General features: G+C 63.6%; 16 protein-coding genes. 9 read left to right on the plus strand and 7 right to left on the minus strand.

All coding sequences use genetic code 11. The annotated features are described in order from the left end of the window. Nucleotides 1-2: 2 nt before the first annotated feature. From hemC to hemE, 5 genes are all read right to left on the minus strand, one after another. Nucleotides 3-977: a hydroxymethylbilane synthase gene (gene hemC, locus ACWICV_RS05110; RefSeq protein ID WP_400288347.1), complete on the minus strand. Its 975-nt coding sequence runs from the start codon at nt 975-977 to the stop codon at nt 3-5. After that, the gene (locus ACWICV_RS05115; protein WP_332488642.1) at nt 974-2,179 is read right to left on the minus strand and encodes a ferrochelatase; all 1,206 of its coding nucleotides are present in this window, start codon (nt 2,177-2,179) and stop codon (nt 974-976) included. The genes hemC and ACWICV_RS05115 overlap by 4 nt, the downstream gene beginning before the upstream one ends. Continuing rightward, nucleotides 2,176-2,862, minus strand: coding sequence for a hydrogen peroxide-dependent heme synthase (gene hemQ, locus ACWICV_RS05120; protein WP_105657676.1), 687 nt, complete (start codon nt 2,860-2,862; stop codon nt 2,176-2,178). The genes ACWICV_RS05115 and hemQ overlap by 4 nt, the downstream gene beginning before the upstream one ends. A 92-nt stretch (nt 2,863-2,954) precedes the next feature. After that, the gene (gene hemG, locus ACWICV_RS05125; protein ID WP_454090652.1) at nt 2,955-4,547 is read right to left on the minus strand and encodes a protoporphyrinogen oxidase; all 1,593 of its coding nucleotides are present in this window, start codon (nt 4,545-4,547) and stop codon (nt 2,955-2,957) included. A gap of 106 nt (nt 4,548-4,653) precedes the next feature. Continuing rightward, the gene (gene hemE, locus ACWICV_RS05130) at nt 4,654-5,709 is read right to left on the minus strand and encodes a uroporphyrinogen decarboxylase (RefSeq protein ID WP_454090651.1); all 1,056 of its coding nucleotides are present in this window, start codon (nt 5,707-5,709) and stop codon (nt 4,654-4,656) included. 148 nt (nt 5,710-5,857) lie between these two features. Between hemE and ACWICV_RS05135 the strand changes: the two genes are divergently transcribed. From ACWICV_RS05135 to ACWICV_RS05160, 6 genes are all read left to right on the plus strand, one after another. Continuing rightward, nucleotides 5,858-7,177, plus strand: a complete 1,320-nt coding sequence (locus ACWICV_RS05135) for a glutamyl-tRNA reductase (RefSeq protein WP_454090650.1) — start codon at nt 5,858-5,860, stop codon at nt 7,175-7,177. Between the two features lie 137 nt (nt 7,178-7,314). Continuing rightward, complete coding sequence (locus ACWICV_RS05140) at nt 7,315-7,938, plus strand: TetR/AcrR family transcriptional regulator (RefSeq protein ID WP_431493405.1); 624 nt, start codon at nt 7,315-7,317, stop codon at nt 7,936-7,938. 64 nt (nt 7,939-8,002) lie between these two features. After that, a complete protein-coding gene (locus tag ACWICV_RS05145; RefSeq protein ID WP_454090649.1) occupies nt 8,003-8,224 on the plus strand; it encodes a DUF3107 domain-containing protein in 222 nt (73 codons plus the stop codon). Nucleotides 8,225-8,345: 121 nt separating this feature from the next. Further along, on the plus strand, nt 8,346-9,791 hold the full coding sequence (locus tag ACWICV_RS05150; RefSeq protein WP_454090648.1) for an RNB domain-containing ribonuclease: 1,446 nt from the start codon (nt 8,346-8,348) through the stop codon (nt 9,789-9,791). 264 nt (nt 9,792-10,055) lie between these two features. Beyond that, nucleotides 10,056-11,681: a DEAD/DEAH box helicase gene (locus ACWICV_RS05155; RefSeq protein ID WP_105657519.1), complete on the plus strand. Its 1,626-nt coding sequence runs from the start codon at nt 10,056-10,058 to the stop codon at nt 11,679-11,681. A gap of 78 nt (nt 11,682-11,759) precedes the next feature. Continuing rightward, the gene (locus tag ACWICV_RS05160) at nt 11,760-12,644 is read left to right on the plus strand and encodes a DNA-methyltransferase (RefSeq protein ID WP_105657678.1); all 885 of its coding nucleotides are present in this window, start codon (nt 11,760-11,762) and stop codon (nt 12,642-12,644) included. Here the strand turns inward: ACWICV_RS05160 and ACWICV_RS05165 are convergent. Then, the gene (locus ACWICV_RS05165; protein ID WP_400288356.1) at nt 12,629-13,474 is read right to left on the minus strand and encodes a PHP domain-containing protein; all 846 of its coding nucleotides are present in this window, start codon (nt 13,472-13,474) and stop codon (nt 12,629-12,631) included. The two genes, ACWICV_RS05160 and ACWICV_RS05165, sit on opposite strands and share 16 nt — an antisense overlap. Before the next feature lie 65 nt (nt 13,475-13,539). Here ACWICV_RS05165 and ACWICV_RS05170 point away from each other — a divergent pair, with 65 nt between their 5' ends. Further along, nucleotides 13,540-15,087 carry an aminopeptidase P family protein gene (locus ACWICV_RS05170; protein ID WP_133833697.1) on the plus strand — a complete coding sequence of 516 codons (1,548 nt, stop codon included), beginning with the start codon at nt 13,540-13,542 and terminating at the stop codon, nt 15,085-15,087. A gap of 86 nt (nt 15,088-15,173) precedes the next feature. On the opposite strand, the gene ACWICV_RS05175 is transcribed toward ACWICV_RS05170, so the two are convergent. Continuing rightward, entirely contained in the window at nt 15,174-16,031 is an 858-nt protein-coding gene (locus ACWICV_RS05175; protein ID WP_402470709.1) for a general stress protein, read from the minus strand. Nucleotides 16,032-16,163: 132 nt separating this feature from the next. Between ACWICV_RS05175 and ACWICV_RS05180 the strand changes: the two genes are divergently transcribed. Next, nucleotides 16,164-17,414 carry a magnesium transporter MgtE N-terminal domain-containing protein gene (locus tag ACWICV_RS05180; RefSeq protein WP_105657522.1) on the plus strand — a complete coding sequence of 417 codons (1,251 nt, stop codon included), beginning with the start codon at nt 16,164-16,166 and terminating at the stop codon, nt 17,412-17,414. A gap of 42 nt (nt 17,415-17,456) precedes the next feature. Further along, nucleotides 17,457-18,065, plus strand: a complete 609-nt coding sequence (locus tag ACWICV_RS05185) for a DUF1003 domain-containing protein (RefSeq protein ID WP_105657523.1) — start codon at nt 17,457-17,459, stop codon at nt 18,063-18,065. Nucleotides 18,066-18,067: the final 2 nt, after the last annotated feature.

Consider the following 18,067-nt stretch of genomic DNA (forward strand, 5'->3'; position numbering starts at 1 on the left):
AACTAGGCCAGCCCGGCAACTACGGCAGCGCCGTCAGCGATCATCGACTGCGCCAGCGAACGGCCCAGCTGCTGTGCTGCATCCGCCGTGCTGCAGGAGATCCGCGCACTGCGGCGCATGGTCTGCGAGCCGTCGGGGTTGCAGGCGACCGCTTCGAGGACCAGCGCATCGCCCTCGATATGGGCCAAGGCGCCAATCGGGGCAGCACAGCCGGCTTCCAGTTCGGAGAGCAGCGCACGTTCGGCTTCCACCTGCATGCGGGTGGCGACATCGTCGAACTGCGCCAGAGCAGCATCCAATGCGCCGTGGCCGGTGCCCGCGGTACGGGTTTCCAGCGCCAAGGCGCCCTGGCCCGGGGCGGGCAGCATGATGGAGGGATCCAGGTACTCGGTGATGTGCTTGTCCAAGCCCAGGCGGCGCATCCCGGCAGCTGCCAGGATCACCGCGTCCAGGTCACCCTGGGTGCCGCGGCCCACGCTGCCATCATCCAGCGTCTTCCCGACACCCTTGACCCGGCCTAAGCGGGTGGGGACGTTGCCGCGGATATCGACAATCTCGAAGTCGCTGCGGTAGGCCAGCAGCTGGGCTGCACGGCGCGGCGAACCGGTACCGATCTTCGCACCCTGGGGCAGCTGGTCCAAGCCCAGCGAGTCGCGCGAGCACAGGGCATCGCGGACATCCTCGCGCGGCGGGATCGAGGCCAGGACCAGGCCCTCGGGCTGCGCAGTGGGCAGGTCCTTGAGCGAGTGCACGGCCAGGTCGCAGCCGGAATCGAGCAGGTGCTGGCGCAGCGCGGCGGCGAAGACGCCGGTGCCTCCGAGGGTGGCCAGCGAGCCGGTCACCACATCGCCTTCGGTCTTGACCAGCACGGTCTGCGCGGCCAACCCGGAAATCCCGGCCAGCTTCTGCGCGGCCCATCCGGTCTGGGTGGTCGCCAGCGCGCTGCCGCGCGTTCCTACGCGAAATGCTTCGGTCATGGCTGGGGTACACCAACTTCTGAATCGACTGCGCCGATGGTCGGGCGCAAGGTTCCGTCCAGGGCGCGCTTCTCGCAGCAGCCCGGACGGCAGACATCAAACCATGGGCCGCCTTCGAGAACCGAGGTGCGGCCGGCGCGCAGGGCCTTGCCATCGGGGCCGGCCAGGCGTTCTTCGACCAAGTCCACCAGTCCGGAGATGAACGCCTGGTGGGTGCCCGGGGTGGCGACGCGGTCAAAGGCCAGGCCCAGTTGGGCGCAGCTGTCCTTGGCTTCGGTATCCAGATCCCACATGACTTCCATGTGGTCCGAGATGAAGCCGATGGGCACGACCACGACGCCGGCGACACCGGCTGCGGCATCCTCTTCCAGCGCGTCGTTGATATCCGGTTCCAGCCATGGCACATGCGGTGCCCCGGAGCGGGACTGGTAGACCAGGCTGTGCTCCAGGCCCTTGGCCTCCTCTACCTGGGACAGGATGTAGTTGGCCACCGCCTGGTGCTGGCTGGTGTAGAGATTCCCGTAGCCTGCGGCCCGGATACCTTCGGGTCCTGCGGCCTCGGCGTCGGCCATCGGAATGGAGTGGGTGACGAAGACGATCTTGATCGCCCCGTCTTCCTTGCCCGCTTCGGCCAGCTGCGCACGCACATTGGCCAGCGAGGAACGCAAGGACTGCGCAAAGGGCGTCACGAAGGCAGGAGTGTCGAAGAACTGGCGCAGCTTGTCCACTTCCACCACACCGTCCAGCCCGGTGTTGACAAGGCCCATGCCCGCATCCTCGCGGTACTGGCGGCAGGCCGAGTAGCCGGAGTAGGCGCCGGTGCCCATGAGCAGCACCTTGCGGTGGCCGTCGGCGGCCAGCTGCTTGAGGGTGTCGTCGATAAACGGGTGCCAGTTGCGGTTGCCCCAGTAAATGGGCAGGTCGATGCCGCGGGTAGCCAGCTCTGCCTCCAGCGCGGCCTTCAGTGCACGGTTCTGCGCGTTGATTGGCGAGACGCCGCCGTTCTTGCGGTAGTGCACCGCAACTTCTTCCAGGCGCTCGTCAGGGATGCCGCGGCCCTCGGTGACCTTGCGCAGGAACGGGATGACATCATCCTGCCCTTCCGGTCCGCCGAAGGATGCCAGCAAGATGGCATCGTAGGACTTGGGAATCATCTGGCCGTTGCGGTCATATCCCTCGCGGGGGTCAAAGGCCTGGCTCACTTCAGTACCTCTAGCGCTTCAGCTGCCGAGATGCGGCGGCCGGTGTAGAACGGAGTCTCCTCACGCACATGGTGGCGGGCTTCGGTGTAGCGCAGGTGGCGCATCATGTCGACGAGATCGATCATGTCGTCGGCTTCGAGGCAGATCTGCCATTCGTAGTCGCCGAAGGAGAAGGCCGCTACGGTGTTGGCCAGCACGTTCGGGAATTCGCGGCCCAGGATGCCGTGGTCGCGCAGCATCTTGCCGCGGGCCGCTGGATCCAGGGTGTACCACTCGGTGGAGCGGACGAATGGGTAAACGGTCATCCATTCCTTCGGATCCAGGCCGCGCGCGAACGCTGGCGAGTGGTCCTTGGCGAATTCCGCTTCACGGTGCACGGCCATGGTGGAGTAAACGATTTCGGTGCCGGCCAGCAGGGCCGAACGGCGGATCTTGCGCATCGATGCCTGCAGCAGCTGGGCCGATGGCCCGTGCACCCAGAACATCACGTCAGCGTCCTCGCGCATGGCCGAAACGTCGTAGATGCCGCGCACGGTGGCGCCTTCGGCGGCCAGCTCGGCGACCAGCGCATCGAATTCAGCGGCAGCAGCCTCGGAACGCTCGACAATTTCCGAACGCTTGAAAATGGTCCAGAGAGTGTAGAAGAACGTCGGGTTTTCTCCTGCATTTTCGCGTTCACGAATTACTGGGGAATTATGCTCCGGTGCGTTGCTCACTTGATATTCTCCTTGATCTGGTTTCGGACAAAAGTCCAGGATAGTTGGCCCGGGTGCGGTTAGCGGGCGCTGATCGCGACGGCACTGCGGGCTTGGGCGATAACTCGCGCCAGTCCGGTGCCGGCAATCCATGCGCCAACCACATCGAGCCCTTCGAAGCCCGACAGGCTGCGCTGCAGTTGCGCGCGGCGCGCGGTAGCGGCCTGGCCCTGCAGCGGAACCATGTCGCTGAAGCGTGAAACGGTGCTTCCCAAGACATCATCAAGATGCAATTGAACACCGAGAATCTTTGAAGCATCTTTGATTGCCTGGTCGATGAGAGCTGAATCATCTCCGGATTCGACAAGTTGCTCATGTTCGCCGATTCGTCCAAAGGACAGGCGCAGTACGTGGGTGCCAGGGCCGGCCTCTGCGGCGAGCCAGGGCCACTTGGCCGTGGAATGGGTCAGCGCCTTGGCCGTCAGCGGGGCGTTCCTGGAGACCAGCACACCCGATCCGCGCGGGGCATCATCGAGTTCCGGCTTATCGACCACCAGGATCGCCAAGGCAATGGCATTGGCACCGCTTTCGCCGGCGATCCGCTCTTCTGGTGCCAGCAGGGGGTTCAGCAGGTCCAGTGCCGGCTCGGCCGGCGTCGCGAGAACTACCCGGTCAGCGAGCAGTTCATGGCCCAAGGTCGTGACTGCATACGGAGTTGGCGACTGCGCATCGTGGCGCAAGGAGGTCACCGGCGAATTGCGCACCAGCGCAACGCCAGCCTGCTCCAGCTGGGACACCAGGGCTTCGACCATGGTGTACATGCCGCCGTTGAGGCCAGCCACACGGGAACCAGCCGGAGCCGAAGCCTGCAGCCGGGTGACGGCGCGGGCCAGCGAACCGGTCTCCTGCATGGCTTGGCGCAGGCCAGGCGCGGCGGCGTCAATGGAAATCTTGGCAGGGTCGGTGGAATAGACGCCGTTGATGACCGGGGCCACCAGCTGGTCCAGTACCGCCTGTCCCATGCGGGAACGGACCACTTCAGCGATGGTCAGGTTCTCCGTGGCCCACTTCTTGTTCATTGGCGTGATCAGATCCGCTGCGGCACGCACGGTGGCCGGTCGGCCAATGATGCCGCGCACCTCGTCGGTGCGCACATTGCCCGGGATGCCCAGCATTGCGGTGGCAGGCATCTGGTGAGCATGAATTTCCTGCTCTTCCCCCTGGATGAACCAGGCCCGCTCTCCGGAGGTCCTGGCGATCTGCCCGCCCAGATCCAGCTCGTCGAGGTAGGAGGAAACAATGCCGCCACGCAGGGCGAAGGATTCCGCGCCAGCATCAATCTCCATGCCGGCAACTTCGGTGGTGCGCACGCAGCCACCGAAGTTCGCGGTTGCTTCCAGCACGGTCACTTCGTGTCCGGTCTGGCGAAGTTCACGGGCAGCGACCAGGCCGGCGATGCCGCCACCGATCACCACCGCATGCGGGGCCAATGGCTTCTGGGCCTGATCGGCCGATTCGCTCTTCGCTAGGCGTGCTTCGCTGGCGCTGCGCACCTTTTCCAGCAGGCGCAAGGCATGCGCTGCGGCATCGTTGGCAATATCGCGTCGCGGTTTGGACGCGCCGGTGGCTTCAGCTGAATCCCCTGCGCGCAGATTGCGCTGTTCCTTGCTCACGTGCCTAGCACCTTCTACCTTCACAATATGCCGATGCCCTGTTCCCTGCCCATGGCCTCGGGGGCCAGCTGGAACACAGCGTTAAACCTAGCTTAGACCTGTTGAATTACAGCGAGTGAATGAGCTCCACCACACGGGTCAACACGGTTGGGTCGGTGGTTGGCGGAACGCCATGGCCCAGGTTCACCACATGTCCGCGGGCCCTCTTGCCTGCTGCAACCACTTCGCGCACGTGCGCCTCGAGGACTTCCCACGGGGCATCGAGCAACGCCGGGTCAATATTGCCCTGGACCGAAACGTCCTGGCCCAAGCGTTCAATCGCGGTTTCCAGCGGGATGCGGTAGTCCACGCCCACGGTATCCACGCCAGCATCGCGCATGGCGGTGAGCAGTTCGCCGGTGCCGGTGCCGAAGTGGATCAACGGCACGCCCAGGTCGCGGACGTAGTCCAGGGACTTCACCGAGTACGGGGCGACGTGCTTCTGGTAGTCCGGAAGCGAGAGCGAACCAGCCCAGGAGTCGAAGAGCTGCGCGGCCGAGGCGCCGGCTTCAACCTGCGCCCGCAGGAACTTGCCCGAGGCGTCGGCAGCCCAGGTCATCAGTCCGTCCCAGACATCCGGGTCGGTGTGCATCATGGTGCGCGGGCCCAGGTGGTCTCGGCTTGGCTTGCCCTCGACCATGTAGGCGGCGACGGTGAATGGCGCACCGGCGAAACCGATCAGCGGGGTCTTGCCCAGCTCGGCCACGGTCAAGCGCACGGCTTCGCGGATGGGTTCCAGCGACTCGTCAGTCAGCTCCGGAAGGGCAGCTACCTGTTCCCTGGTGCGAATCGGGGCGTCCAGCACCGGGCCAACGCCTGGCACGATGTCCACGCCAATGCCCGCAAGGCGCAGCGGGATGACGATGTCCGAGAAGAAGATGCCGGCGTCCACCTTGTGGCGGCGCACCGGCTGCAAGGTGATCTCGCTGGCCATGGCAGGGTCAAGGCAGGAGTCGAGCATGCTCACCCCTTCACGCAGCTTCAGGTATTCAGGCAGCGAACGGCCAGCCTGGCGCATGAACCACACCGGGTGATGCGACGGCTTCTTGCCGGTCAAAGCTTGGATCAAAGCGGAATCTTGGGTACGTCCATCAATCAACGGATGGTTCTGCGACAGGGTCATGCCCCAATTCTGCCAACTCTTCAGATTAAAAGCCCATTTACTGCGTTCGCCCGCAGGGGAAGGTGAGCAAACTAACCCCTTGGAACCATGCGGATTTAGGCACACCTGCGTTGTCTGCCGGTATTTTCCGGCCTATTCTGGGGTCACTGTGGTTTTCTTATCTCTTGTCGCATCGCATTCCCAGCTCGATCTGGAGACCGTCGCACAAATCAGTGCTTCGGCCGACGGGCTGGCAGCTGCCTCCGTTAACGGTTCGGCGGCTATCAATGGCGCCGTCGTGCTGGCCACCTGCAACCGCTTCGAAGTCTACGCAGACGTGGACCACGTGGAGGACGCAGCAGAACATCTGGTCAACGAGCTGGCAGCAAGCACCGACCTCTCCCCCGAATTCCTGGCCCGCCGTCTCACCACGCTGGAAGGCGACCCGGTAGTTGAGCACCTCTTCTCCGTAGGCGCCGGACTGGACTCGGCCGTTGTCGGCGAACGCGAAATCGCTGGCCAGGTGCGTCGAGCACTGACCCAGGCGCAGCAAGAGAAGACCACAACCAGCAACCTCACCCGCCTGTTCCAGAACGCCACCCGCGCGGCCAAGGATGTCGGTTCGAATACCGACCTTGGCACCCAGGGCAAGTCCGTGGTTTCGGTGGCCCTCGATCTGGCCGAAGAACTGGCCACTGAAGGCCGCGACTGGTCCGAGCAGGATGTTGTGCTCTTTGGCACCGGTTCCTACGCTGGCGCCACCATGGCGTTGCTCAAGGAACGCGGCGTCCAGCGCATTTCGGTTTACTCGCATTCCGGGCGCGCCGCAGATTTCACCGCGAAGCGCGGCGGCTTCCCGCTCAGCGACGAATTGCTGCCGCAGGCCCTGCGCGAAGCTGACATCATCGTTGGCTGCTCCGGCGGCGGTCACCAGTTGGCCCGTGCAGAGCTTGAAGCGCTGCGCGTGAAGAAGCACCCGCTGATCGCCATCGACATGGCGCTCACCCACGACTTCGATCCGACCATGGTCGAACTGCCCGATGTTGAACTGATTACCTTGGAATCGGTGCGCATGGCCGCCCCGACCGAGCAGGCCATGGCCGTTCACGCGGCTAGCCGCATCGTCAAGAACGCCACCGCAGAATTTGCCGCCGCTCAGCGTGAACGCGAGGCCGACTTCGCGATTGTCGCGCTGCGCCAGCACACCAAAGCCGTTCTGGATGCCGAGATCGCGAAGGTCCGTGCCCAGCACGGCTGCAGCGCCGCGGCCGAGGAAGTGGAACTGGCCATGCGCCGCATGGTGCGCCAGCTATTGCATGTGCCAACCGTGCGTGCACGTGAACTGGCGGGCGAAGGCCGCACCAGCGAATATGTCTCGGCCTTGGAAACCCTCTATGGCTTGGAGCTGTCGCAGCCGGAGCCCGGGAAATCGGAGACTACGCAGGTCCAGGGCAACTGCCCGGCCGCCCCGGAAGCCAAATCAGCGTAGAAAACCTGATTTCCCCCTGCATATTTCTACTTTCCGCACAGAAGCATGGAATACTACTTCCAAGTAGGTTAGCCCCCGAGAATTCCTTCGATGACTTGGGAGCTGGTCGCTCTGCAGCTGGAAAGGCCCCATTCGACATGACGGAACTCGAAAATATCAAAGGCACCCGCCCGCAACGGATGCCCCGTGAAGCGCGACGGCGCCAGCTGCTGCAGGCAGCGCACCAGGTTTTCGTGGCCCATGGCTACCATGGTGCGTCCATGGACGAAATCGCTGAAGTCGCCCTGGTTTCCAAGCCGGTGCTCTACCAGCATTTCCCCGGCAAACGCGAACTCTATCTCGCCCTGCTGGATTCGCACCTGGCCGACTTCAGCCGGCAGCTGGATGAAGCAATCCGCTCCACCAATGACAACCGCGAGCGCGTCTTCGCCACCATCAACACGTACTACAGCTACATCAAGGGCGAATCCCAGGCGTACCGGCTGATCTTCGAATCCGATGTGCTCTCGGATCCGCTGATCGCCCATCGCATCGAGCAGTTCAACAGTTCGCTGGCTTCCTCCATCGCCCGCGTAGTGGTCGAGGATACCGATATGAGCGAGGACGAAGGCCTGCTGGCAGGCCGCGCCCTGGCCGGGCTCTCCCAGGTTTCGGCACGCTACTGGGCCACCAGCAGCTCCTCGGTGGACCAGAACGCCGCCGTGGATCTGATCTCCCGTTTAGCTTGGCGCGGAATTTCGCAGTTCCCGAAAGAAAACTAGCTAAATTAGTGTTCAGAGGCCCCATACGGGACACCTATTTCGTTCGAGAGGATCTGCGACAATCATGGAAATCCGCATTGGCATTCAGAATGTAGCCCGCGAAGTTGTACTTGACTCCGAGCTCAGCAACGCCGAAGTCAATGAGCTGGTCTCGAAGGCGATCGCCGACGGAACCGTTCTGGCACTGAAGGATCCAAAGGGCCGCGAGGTCCTGGTGCCTGCTGCTGGCATCGCTTACGTTGAGGTTGGCCCAGAAGAAGTCCGCCGCGTCGGCTTCGCACAGTAGCTCTTGTTGCTTGCCAAGGCATCGCCTTGGCGGCTGGTGGCCGGTTTCGCTTAGAAGCGAAACCGGCTATTTCTTTGCCCAAATAGTGATTTGACTCACCGAGTCGTGATATTGCTAAAGGGTGACTGAACGAAGAATCCGCAGCCCCCGCCCGGTTCCCGCTAATTCGCTGGCCCAGCTTCTGCTCGGCCTTGAAGCAGAGTTCGAGGTACCGGCGCCCTTCGACGAGCAAACCCTGCAAGCCGCAGAACTGGCGGTAGCCCAGGTTCAGCACCCCGAAGAAGACGCCACCGGCATCCCGTTCTTCACCATTGACCCGCTCGGCGCCACCGACCTCGACCAGGCGATGTTCCTTGAACGAAACGGCCAGGGCTATACCGTGCACTATGCGATTGCGGACGTGCCCGCCTTCGTGGCCTTGGGCAGCCAGCTGGACCAGGTGGCCCGCCAACGCGGTCAGACCTATTACCTGCCGCACCGCAAGATCACCTTGCACCCGCCCCTGATTTCCGAAGACCAGGGCTCGCTGCTGCCAGACCAGGACCGGCCAGCCTTCCACTGGAAAATTTCCCTGGATGCCGATGGCTCCCTGGGCGAGGTCGCGCTGAACCGCGCGCGCATCCGGTCCCGAGCCCAGCTGGATTATGCCTCGGCCCAGGCCCGGCTGGATTCGGGGGAACCCGATGAGCAGCTGGAATTGCTCGCCGAAATCGGTGCTGCGCGCCTGCGGCAAGAGCAACTGCGCGGCGGCGCCTCATTGAACCTGCCGGATCAGGAAATTGAAGAAGCAGGCGAAGGCTACAAGCTGGTCAGCCGCACCCCGCTGCCCCTGGAAGGGCACAACGCGCAGATTTCCCTGCTCACCGGCATTGCCGCGGCCCGCATCATGCTCGAGGCCGGTGTGGGCATCCTGCGCACCATGCCCGCACCGGATGAAGCGGACCAGCAGGAATTCCGCACCCAGACCCAGTTGCTGGGCACGCCGTGGGACGCAACGCAAAGCTATGGGCAGTACCTGCATGCATTGGATGTCAGCGACCCGAAGCAACTGGTGATCATGCATCGTGCCGCCGCGCTGTTCCGCGGTGCGGACTACCGGGTCATAGCCGGGCAGCCTGTAGAGGAACTGATCCAAGCGGCACTGGCGGCACCCTACGCGCACACCACCGCGCCGCTGCGTCGGCTCGTGGACCGCTTCGTGCTGCTCACCTGCCACCTGCTTTCCACCGGCCAGCCGATCCCCGAGCAGCTCGCCTCGGCCCTGGAGGAGCTGCCCGGGCTGATGCGTACCAGCAGCATTGCCGCCAACCGGGTGAACAATGCGGCCGTCGACCTGCTCGAAGCCTATGTGCTCAAAACACGTGTCGGGGAAGAATTCCAGGCCATCGTGCTGAAGTCAGCCGAGCAAAAGGAAGATGGAAAGATTCGTCCCGGAGTGCTGCAGCTGGCCGATGAACCGGTCACCGGAGAGTTTTCCGGTTCCGCCCAGCCGGGCACCTTGGTGCGCGTAAAGCTGGTCCAGGCTGATCCTGCGGCCCGCAAGATCAGCTTCGAAATCGTGGCCTGAGACTCCTAAACCCGGGTTTCCGGGCAAAACCGGCTATGCTTGGCCTATTAGTAAATAGGATGCCCGATCGCAATGGGCTGATAGATGAAACAGTTTTATGGCGACTTCCCAGCGGCCGCCATCCCGCAGGTGCTTGACCAAGCCACCTAACGTGAAAGTAGCGATCGGCTCCGCTGGATTCGTGCGGTATCCGCATGCTCCTGGCTTGTTGCAAGCCGGAATGGAGCAGGTACCGTGCCCACATGAAACGAGAACAAAGACATCGTGACTGACACGACGCTTTCGGCCCCAGTGGCCGAACCACAAGACAATGAGCCAACCATCGCAGAGCCGATCAAGCAGAGCTTTGCCGATTTGAAGGTTCGCGAAGACATCGTTGCTTCGCTTTCGGAAGCCGGGATCGAGTACCCGTTCCCCATCCAGGCCCTGACCCTGCCAGTTGCCCTGGGCGGCAACGACATCATCGGCCAGGCCAAGACCGGCACCGGCAAGACCCTGGGCTTTGGCATCCCTGCCCTGCAGCGCGTGATCCGCGAAGGCGACAAGGGCTACGGGGATCTTGAATTCCCCGGTGCCCCGCAGGCACTGATCGTGGCCCCGACCCGCGAGCTGGCCATCCAGGTCGGCGCCGACCTGGCCCAGGCATCGAAGCACTCGAACATCTCGATCACCACCATCTACGGCGGCCGCCCCTACGAAGAGCAGATCAATGCCCTGAAGGCCGGCACCGACGTGATTGTCGGCACCCCGGGCCGCTTGATCGACCTGAACCGCCAGCGCGTGCTGAACCTCAAGCAGGTTCGCACCGTGGTACTGGACGAGGCCGACGAGATGCTGGACCTGGGCTTCCTGCCCGATGTCGAGCGCATTCTGGCCGCCTTGCCGCCGGTACGCCAGGCGATGCTGTTCTCCGCCACCATGCCCGGCGCCGTGATCACCATGGCCCGCCGCTACATGACCCGTCCCACCCACATCCGCGCCCAGGATCCCGGCGATGATGACTCGCTGACCAAGCGCAACATCCGCCAGCTGGTCTACCGCGCGCACAACATGGACAAGGACGAGATGGTGGCCCGCCTGCTGCAGGCAGAAGGCCGCGGCAAAACCATCATCTTCACCCAGACCAAGCGCTCGGCTGCCAAGCTGTCCGATGAGCTGGTGGACCGCGGCTTCAACGCCGGTTCGCTGCACGGCGATCTGGGCCAGGGCGCCCGCGAGCAGGCCTTGAAGGCCTTCCGCGCCGGCAAGGTCGACATCCTGGTAGCTACCGATGTCGCGGCCCGCGGCATCGACGTGGATGACGTCACCCACGTGGTCAACCTGCAGTGCCCGGATGATGAGAACACCTATCTGCACCGCGTAGGCCGTACCGGTCGTGCCGGCAACACCGGTATTGCGGTCACCTTCGTGGATTGGGATTCGGTGCCCCGCTGGTCGCTGATCAACAAGGCGCTGGGCCTGAACGTTCCCGAGCCGGTAGAGACCTACTCGTCCTCGCCGCATTTCTTCGCCGACTTGGGAATCCCCAAGGGCACCAAGGGCCGCTTGCAGCGTGCCAAGAAGACCGCGGCAGCTGAGGGCGATGGCTCGCCACGCCGCGAGGATTCGGCGCGCACCCCGCGCCGCCGCAGCAATTCGCGTACCCGCACCCGCACCGTGAACGGCGAGCAGACCCAGCAGCGCGGTGCGCAGGACTCCGGCGCCGAACAGGAGGGCGCACGCCACGGCCACTCCAAGGGCAAACAGGACCGTCCGGCACGCGAAAACGAGCGCCACCGCGAAACCCATGCTTCCGGCGGGGAGCAGGAGGCGACCGAGGGCGCATCCGCTGCCCGCCGACGCCGTCCGCGCCGTCGCACCCGCAGCACCGAAGCAGGCGGCCAGGACTAATCCCCAGTCCAACCGGTCAGCCAACTTTTCCGAAAGGAACCCACACCAGCGGTGCTCGCTCTACCCGAAGAACCAGCTTTGCCCGACGCTGGAACGCAGGATGCCCCGGCGTCCGTCGTTCCAGCCTCGGGTAATACCGTGTATCACGGTGATAACCTCTCCATCCTTGGCACCCTGCCCGATCAAAGCTTCACCTTGATCTATGTGGACCCGCCGTTCAACACCGGGCGCAAGCAGACCCGTGCCCAGCGCACCATGGTTCGCGCTGCCGAAGGCGAAGGCGACCGCACCGGATTCAAGGGACGCGAGTACAACACCGAGCTGGGGATCGCCCGTTCGTATCACGATACCTTCGACGACTACCTCAGCTTCATCGAGCCGCGGCTACGCGAGGCCCACCGCCTGCTGGCCGAGGACGGCACGCTCTATGTGCACCTCGATTACCGCGAGGTGCACTACGTGAAGGTGCTGCTCGATGGGATTTTCGGCCGGGACTGCTTCCTGAACGAACTGATCTGGGCCTACGACTATGGTGCCCGCGCCAAGAGCCGCTGGCCGGCCAAGCACGACACCATCCTGGTCTACGTGAAGGATCCGAAGAAGTACCACTTCGATTCGGCTGAGGTGGACCGCGAGCCGTATATGGCTCCCGGCCTGGTCACCCCGGAGAAGCGCGCCCTGGGCAAGTTGCCGACCGATGTCTGGTGGCACACCATCGTCTCGCCTACTGGCAAGGAAAAGACCGGCTACCCGACGCAGAAGCCCGAAGGCGTGCTGCGCCGGATTGTGGCCGCGTCGTCGCGCCCCGGCGATTGGGTGCTGGACTTCTTTGCCGGCTCAGGCACCACCGGTGCGGTGTCCGCGAAGCTGGGACGCCAGTATGTGCTGATTGACCAGAACCCCGAGGCCATCGAGGTGATGAAGGCTCGTTTGCCTGGAAGCACCAGCTATATCGAGGCCTGAGTTCCGGTCCCCTGGGCAATAATCCTATGCAGCATTTCCGGCTCGGTGAGATTCTCGCCGAGCCGGTTCAGCTTTCCGGTGCCGTGGTAGTCGGAAGATCCGGTGACAATCAGATCGCGATCGGCGGCCAGCTTGAGCAACCAGGCCTTTCCCTCGGCGGTGTTGTCCCGGTGGTGCACTTCGACCCCCGCTAGCCCGGCATCGATCATCTCGTAGAAGGTGGAATCGGGAACTACCCGTCCGCGTGCAGAGGCCTTGGGATGCGCGAACACCGGAACGCCACCGGCTTCCCGCACCAATTGCACCGCAGTGGCAGGATTCACCGCTGGATGCGAAACGTAGTAGCGCGAACGCGAGGAGAGGATGTTGGCGAACGCTTCATTGCGGTTATCCACCACCCCCGCGGTCACCAGCGCATCGGCAATATGCGGGCGGCCCACGGTTGAACCCGGCAGGCAATGCTCCCCCACCAGATCCCAGCTGATCGGATAGTCCTCGGCCAGCAGGTCGACAATGCGGCGGGCACGAACGATCCGCGAGTTCAGCGCAATATCCAGCTCATCGAGCAGCGGCTGGTAGGTGGGGTCATGCAGGTAGCTGAGCAGATGCACGCTGATGCCGTGGGTATCCTGGCAGGTGATTTCCATGCCCGGTATGAATCCCAGTCCCAGCTTCCCGGCTTGCGCCGCGGCTTCGGCCCAACCGGTGGTCTGGTCATGATCTGTCAACGCCACGACATCCAGGCCCGCAACCGAAGCGGCGCGCATGAGCTCGGCCGGAGTTTCAGTTCCGTCGGACACATTGGAGTGGGTGTGCAGGTCGATTCGCATATGCCTAGGTTATCCCCTGCGCTGATTCTTTGCTGGGATACAGCTGGTGGTGACACACTTGGAACATGACCAATCAAGATTCATCTGCACCAAGCACTGATCAGCCGTTGGAAGACCGCGTGAACAACCGTTCCCAGCGTCCAACGTCCAAGGCATTCCAGGACTTCATGGCCTCCTCGTGGGCGCAAGACACTTCTGATCTGCCAGAACAAGATGCCGCTGCCAGCTACGCAGCCGCTCGCCGTGCCAAGCTCTCGGAGAATTTCCCCGGTGAGCGCATCGTCATTCCGGCAGGCCCGCTCAAGGTCCGCTCCAACGACACGGACTACCGTTTCCGCCCTCATTCTGCGTTCGCCCACCTGACCGGCCTGGGCGTCGACCACGAGCCCGATGCCGTACTGGTCATGGAACCGACCGATGACGGCGTGGGCGAGCACGGCTCCAACCACGTTTCCACCCTGTATTTCGCGCCGATGGCCGGCCGCGACACCACCGATTTCTATTTGAATTCGCGTTCCGGCGAATTCTGGGTGGGCCCGCGCCCAACCCTGTCCTCGCTGTCGGCGCGCACCGGGATGCCCACCGATTCGTTGGAACAGCTGGAAATCGCGATCACCAAGAATTCCGGCCCGCAGGCCCTGGGCGGCATCCGCATCCGTCTGGTGCGCGAGGTGGATCTGAACATCGAGGCGCTGGTGGATACCTCGCGCATCAACACCGGCCAGGACCTGGAAGCCAGCGATGCCCTGGATACCGAGCTGGCCGAGTTCGTTTCCGAGCTTCGCCTGGTCAAGGACGCGTACGAAATCGCCGAACTGCGCAAGTCGGTTGCCGCGACCATCAACGGCTTCGAAGACGTGGTGCGCAACCTGGACAAGGCCGTCGCGCACGAACGCGGCGAACGCGTTGTCGAAGGCGCGTTCTTCGCCCGCGCCCGGCTTGAGGGCAACGAGCTGGGCTACGACACCATCGCCGCCTCGGGCAACAACGCCACCATCTTGCACTGGATCCGCAACACCGGAACCGTCAAGCAGGGCGAGGTGCTGCTGCTGGATGCAGGTGTCGAGGCCGAATCCCTGTACACCGCAGACATCACCCGCTCGCTGCCGGTGTCCGGCAAGTACACCGAGGTGCAGCGCAAGGTCTACCAGGCCGTGCTGGATGCCGCCGATGCCGCCTTCGCTGCGGCCAAGCCGGGCCTGAAGTTCCGCGACCTGCATCTGGTGGCTACCCGCGTTTTGGCTGAGCGGCTCTCCGAGTGGGGCATCTTGCCGGTATCTGTGGAAGAAGCCATGGATCCAGAGGGGCAGCATCACCGCCGCTGGATGCCGCATGGCACCAGCCACCATCTCGGTCTGGACGTGCACGACTGCGCCCAGGCACGCGCCGAGCTGTACCTGGATGCCGAGCTGGAGGAGGGCATGGTCTTCACCATCGAGCCGGGCCTCTACTTCAAGGACGAGGATCTGGCGATCCCCGAGGAGTACCGCGGGCTGGGCGTGCGCATCGAGGATGACATCCTGGTCACCGCCGATGGTGCCGAGAACTTGAGCGTTGCCCTGCCACGCAAGCCTGAAGAAGTTGAAGCATGGATGGCTAGGTTGCGCGGCTAAGTCGTCCCGCAGCGTTAACCAGCGAAAGGCATGGGCGCAGTTACCGAGGTAACTGCGCCCATGCCTTTCTTTGGCCTAGCTGGTCCCTATGCTTCAGGATCCTTGCGAGGCGCTGGTTCCTGGACCGGGGCCTGCGGCTGCTGCGAGGTATCCACTCGCGGCTCTACCTGCGACAGGTCCTGCGTGTCCTTGGCCTCGGCGGCCGGTGCTTGCGCTTCGTCCTTGGCTGGCTGCTCGACTGGTGCGACTGGCGCAGCTGGCTTGGCCTCGTTGACGCGCACGCCATAGCGGGGACGCCCATCTGGCAGGTCGGGGAACTGCGAGCTGCGCTCTTCCTCGGCGGCCGGCTGCGCAGGCGTGGCCGGTACTGCGGCGGCTGCCTGGGCCGACGGTGCGGCAGCTGCGGCAGGCTGCTGCTGCGGGGCCTGGGCAACTGGTTGCGCAGGTGCCTGCTGCGGACGCATGGGTAGCTTGGAGGCCAGCGTGCGGGCCGACTGCGCATGCTCGAAATCCACCACCACGTCAAAGCTGGTGGCCACGAACTGGCTGGAGGACGCGAAATCGCGCTTGCCGCGACGGGTCGAATAGCTGATCACGCCGGCGATCATCCAAATAGCCATGCCCAGGCCGATGGCGGAGAGAATCTGGTACAGCCCGTTGCCGCCACCGCCGAAGAGGGTCAGGAGCAGGCCGACAAACAGGCCCATCATGCCGCCCTGGGCCGCGCCAGCCAGCGCCACGCGCGGGTAGGAAAGTTTCGCGGTGACTCGCTCCACGGTGCGTACGTCATTGCCGACGATGCTTACCGCGGCGACCGGGAAATCATTATCTGCCAGGTAATCCACGAGCTTCTGCGCGTCGAGATAGCTGGTGTAACGTCCAAGCAGTTCTCCGCGCGGCAGGCCGCTGGTGCTAATCGAATTTACTCCATGAGGCGAGGTCATATCTATATTGTGCACAGGTTTACTGTGAGCCTGCCTAGTTGTGAAGCAACTATCGCTGAGGGTGAAAGAAACAGCACTGGTCCTGTGGCTTTGCACACCGGGAACGGGGCTGAAACGCGATAGTCTAGGTGGGTGAGCGCACAAGTGTCTAAAATCTTCGTCGCCCGGCTGCTCGGGCTTGATGTCTTTGACCCCTTGGGCGACCGCTTAGGCCGCTTGCGCGATGTCGTGGTGGTCTCCCGCGGCCCCAAGAAACCCGCCGCCTGCGTGGGCTTGGTCGTCGAGGTCCCCGGCAAACGGCGGGTGTTCGTTCCGATGACCCGCATCCAGTCCATGGAAGCCAACCAGGTGATCTGCAACGGCCTGGTGAACATGCGCCGCTTCCAGCAGCGCGGCCAGGAAATTCTGGTTGTCGCCGAAATGTTCGACCGCACCATCACCTTCGTTGATGGTTCCGGTCGCGGTGTCATCGAGGACATCGGTTTGGCGCAGACCCGTCGCGGGGACTGGGAAATCAACGAATACTATGTCCAGCGTGGAGAACCGACGGCCAATTTGCTGGGACTGCGTTCGCGCCGCCGCAACAAGGTGCTGGTCTCCTGGGACGAGGTCAGCCACGGTTCGAAGAATGAACCGCAGTCCGCTGACACCTTCGTGGCCGCCCACGATGAGATGAAGCCTGCCGACTTTGCTGACGCCCTGCATGAAATGAATGAGAAGCGCCGCCTGGAAATCGCGGCCCATCTGCAAGATGAGCGCCTGGCCGACGTGCTCCAGGAACTTCCGGACCGCGAGCAGGTGGAGATCCTTTCCGCCCTGGGCCTGGAACGTGCCGCGGACGTGCTTGAGGAAATGGACCCGGATGACGCGGCCGACCTTCTGGCTGAAGTCAGCGAAGAGACCAAGCACCAGCTGCTGGATCTGATGAACGAGGAAGAGGCCAAGGATGTCCGCCGCTTGCTCGCCTACCCGGAAGGTACCGCCGGGTCGATCATGACCCCGGTTCCGGTGATTCTCACCCCTGAATCCACGGTCGCTGAAGCCCTGGCCTCGGTGCGCCTGGAGGAATTGAGCCCGGCGCTTGCTTCGACCGTATATGTGGTGCGCCCGCCGCTGGAGACGCCCACGGGACGCTACCTGGGCCAAGTCCACATCCAGGCGCTGCTGCGTGCCGCTCCCCCGGAGCCGCTGGGCGATATCCTTGATACGGAGCTGGAGCCCATGTCGGATCTGGCCAATATCACCGAAGTGGTTCGCCATTTGGCCACCTACAACCTCACCAGCGTAGGCGTGACCAACAAGGAAGGCCGGCTTGTAGGGGCCATCACCGTGGATGACGTGCTGGACCACATCCTCCCGGATGACTGGCGTTCCCAAGACTAGCCAACGCCCCACCCACCCATCAGCAGCAAAGGAGTTCCAGCTATGGCTGAGCAGCGCAAGAGTAACGGCCTGGATACCCCGCTTGCAGCACGACAACGCTTCTGGCCCCGGTTCTCCCCGAACCCTGACCTCTTTGGTTCGGCCACGGAGAAGTTCGCCCGCTTCATGGGCACCCCGACCTTCCTGCTGTACATGACGGTGTTCTGCGCCTTCTGGCTGATCTGGAACTCGGTCGCCCCGATCAATTGGCGTTTTGACGATGCCACCATCGGCTTCACCGCGCTGACCTTGATGCTCTCCTTGCAGGCCTCCTACGCGGCTCCGCTGCTCCTGCTGGCGCAGAACCGCCAGGATGACCGCGACCGCGTCTCGCTGACCGAGGACCGCGCCCGTGCTGAACGCAATCTGTACGACACCGAGTACCTGACCCGCGAGCTGGCTTCCCTGCGCTTGGCACTGCGCGATGTTGCCACCCGCGACTACGTGCGTTCCGAACTGCGCAATGTGCTTGAAGAGCTGCTGGAAACCTCTGATGGCGAAGAGCTGCACCTGCGCGCGAAGAAAAAGGGCGGCAATAAGAATTCGCACCCGCAAACCGGGATGATCGAAACCGTCAAGCCCCAGCAGGGCCAGCACCGGAAGAGCAAATAAGC

The sequence above is a fragment of the Glutamicibacter sp. NPDC055354 genome, assembly GCF_053644955.1.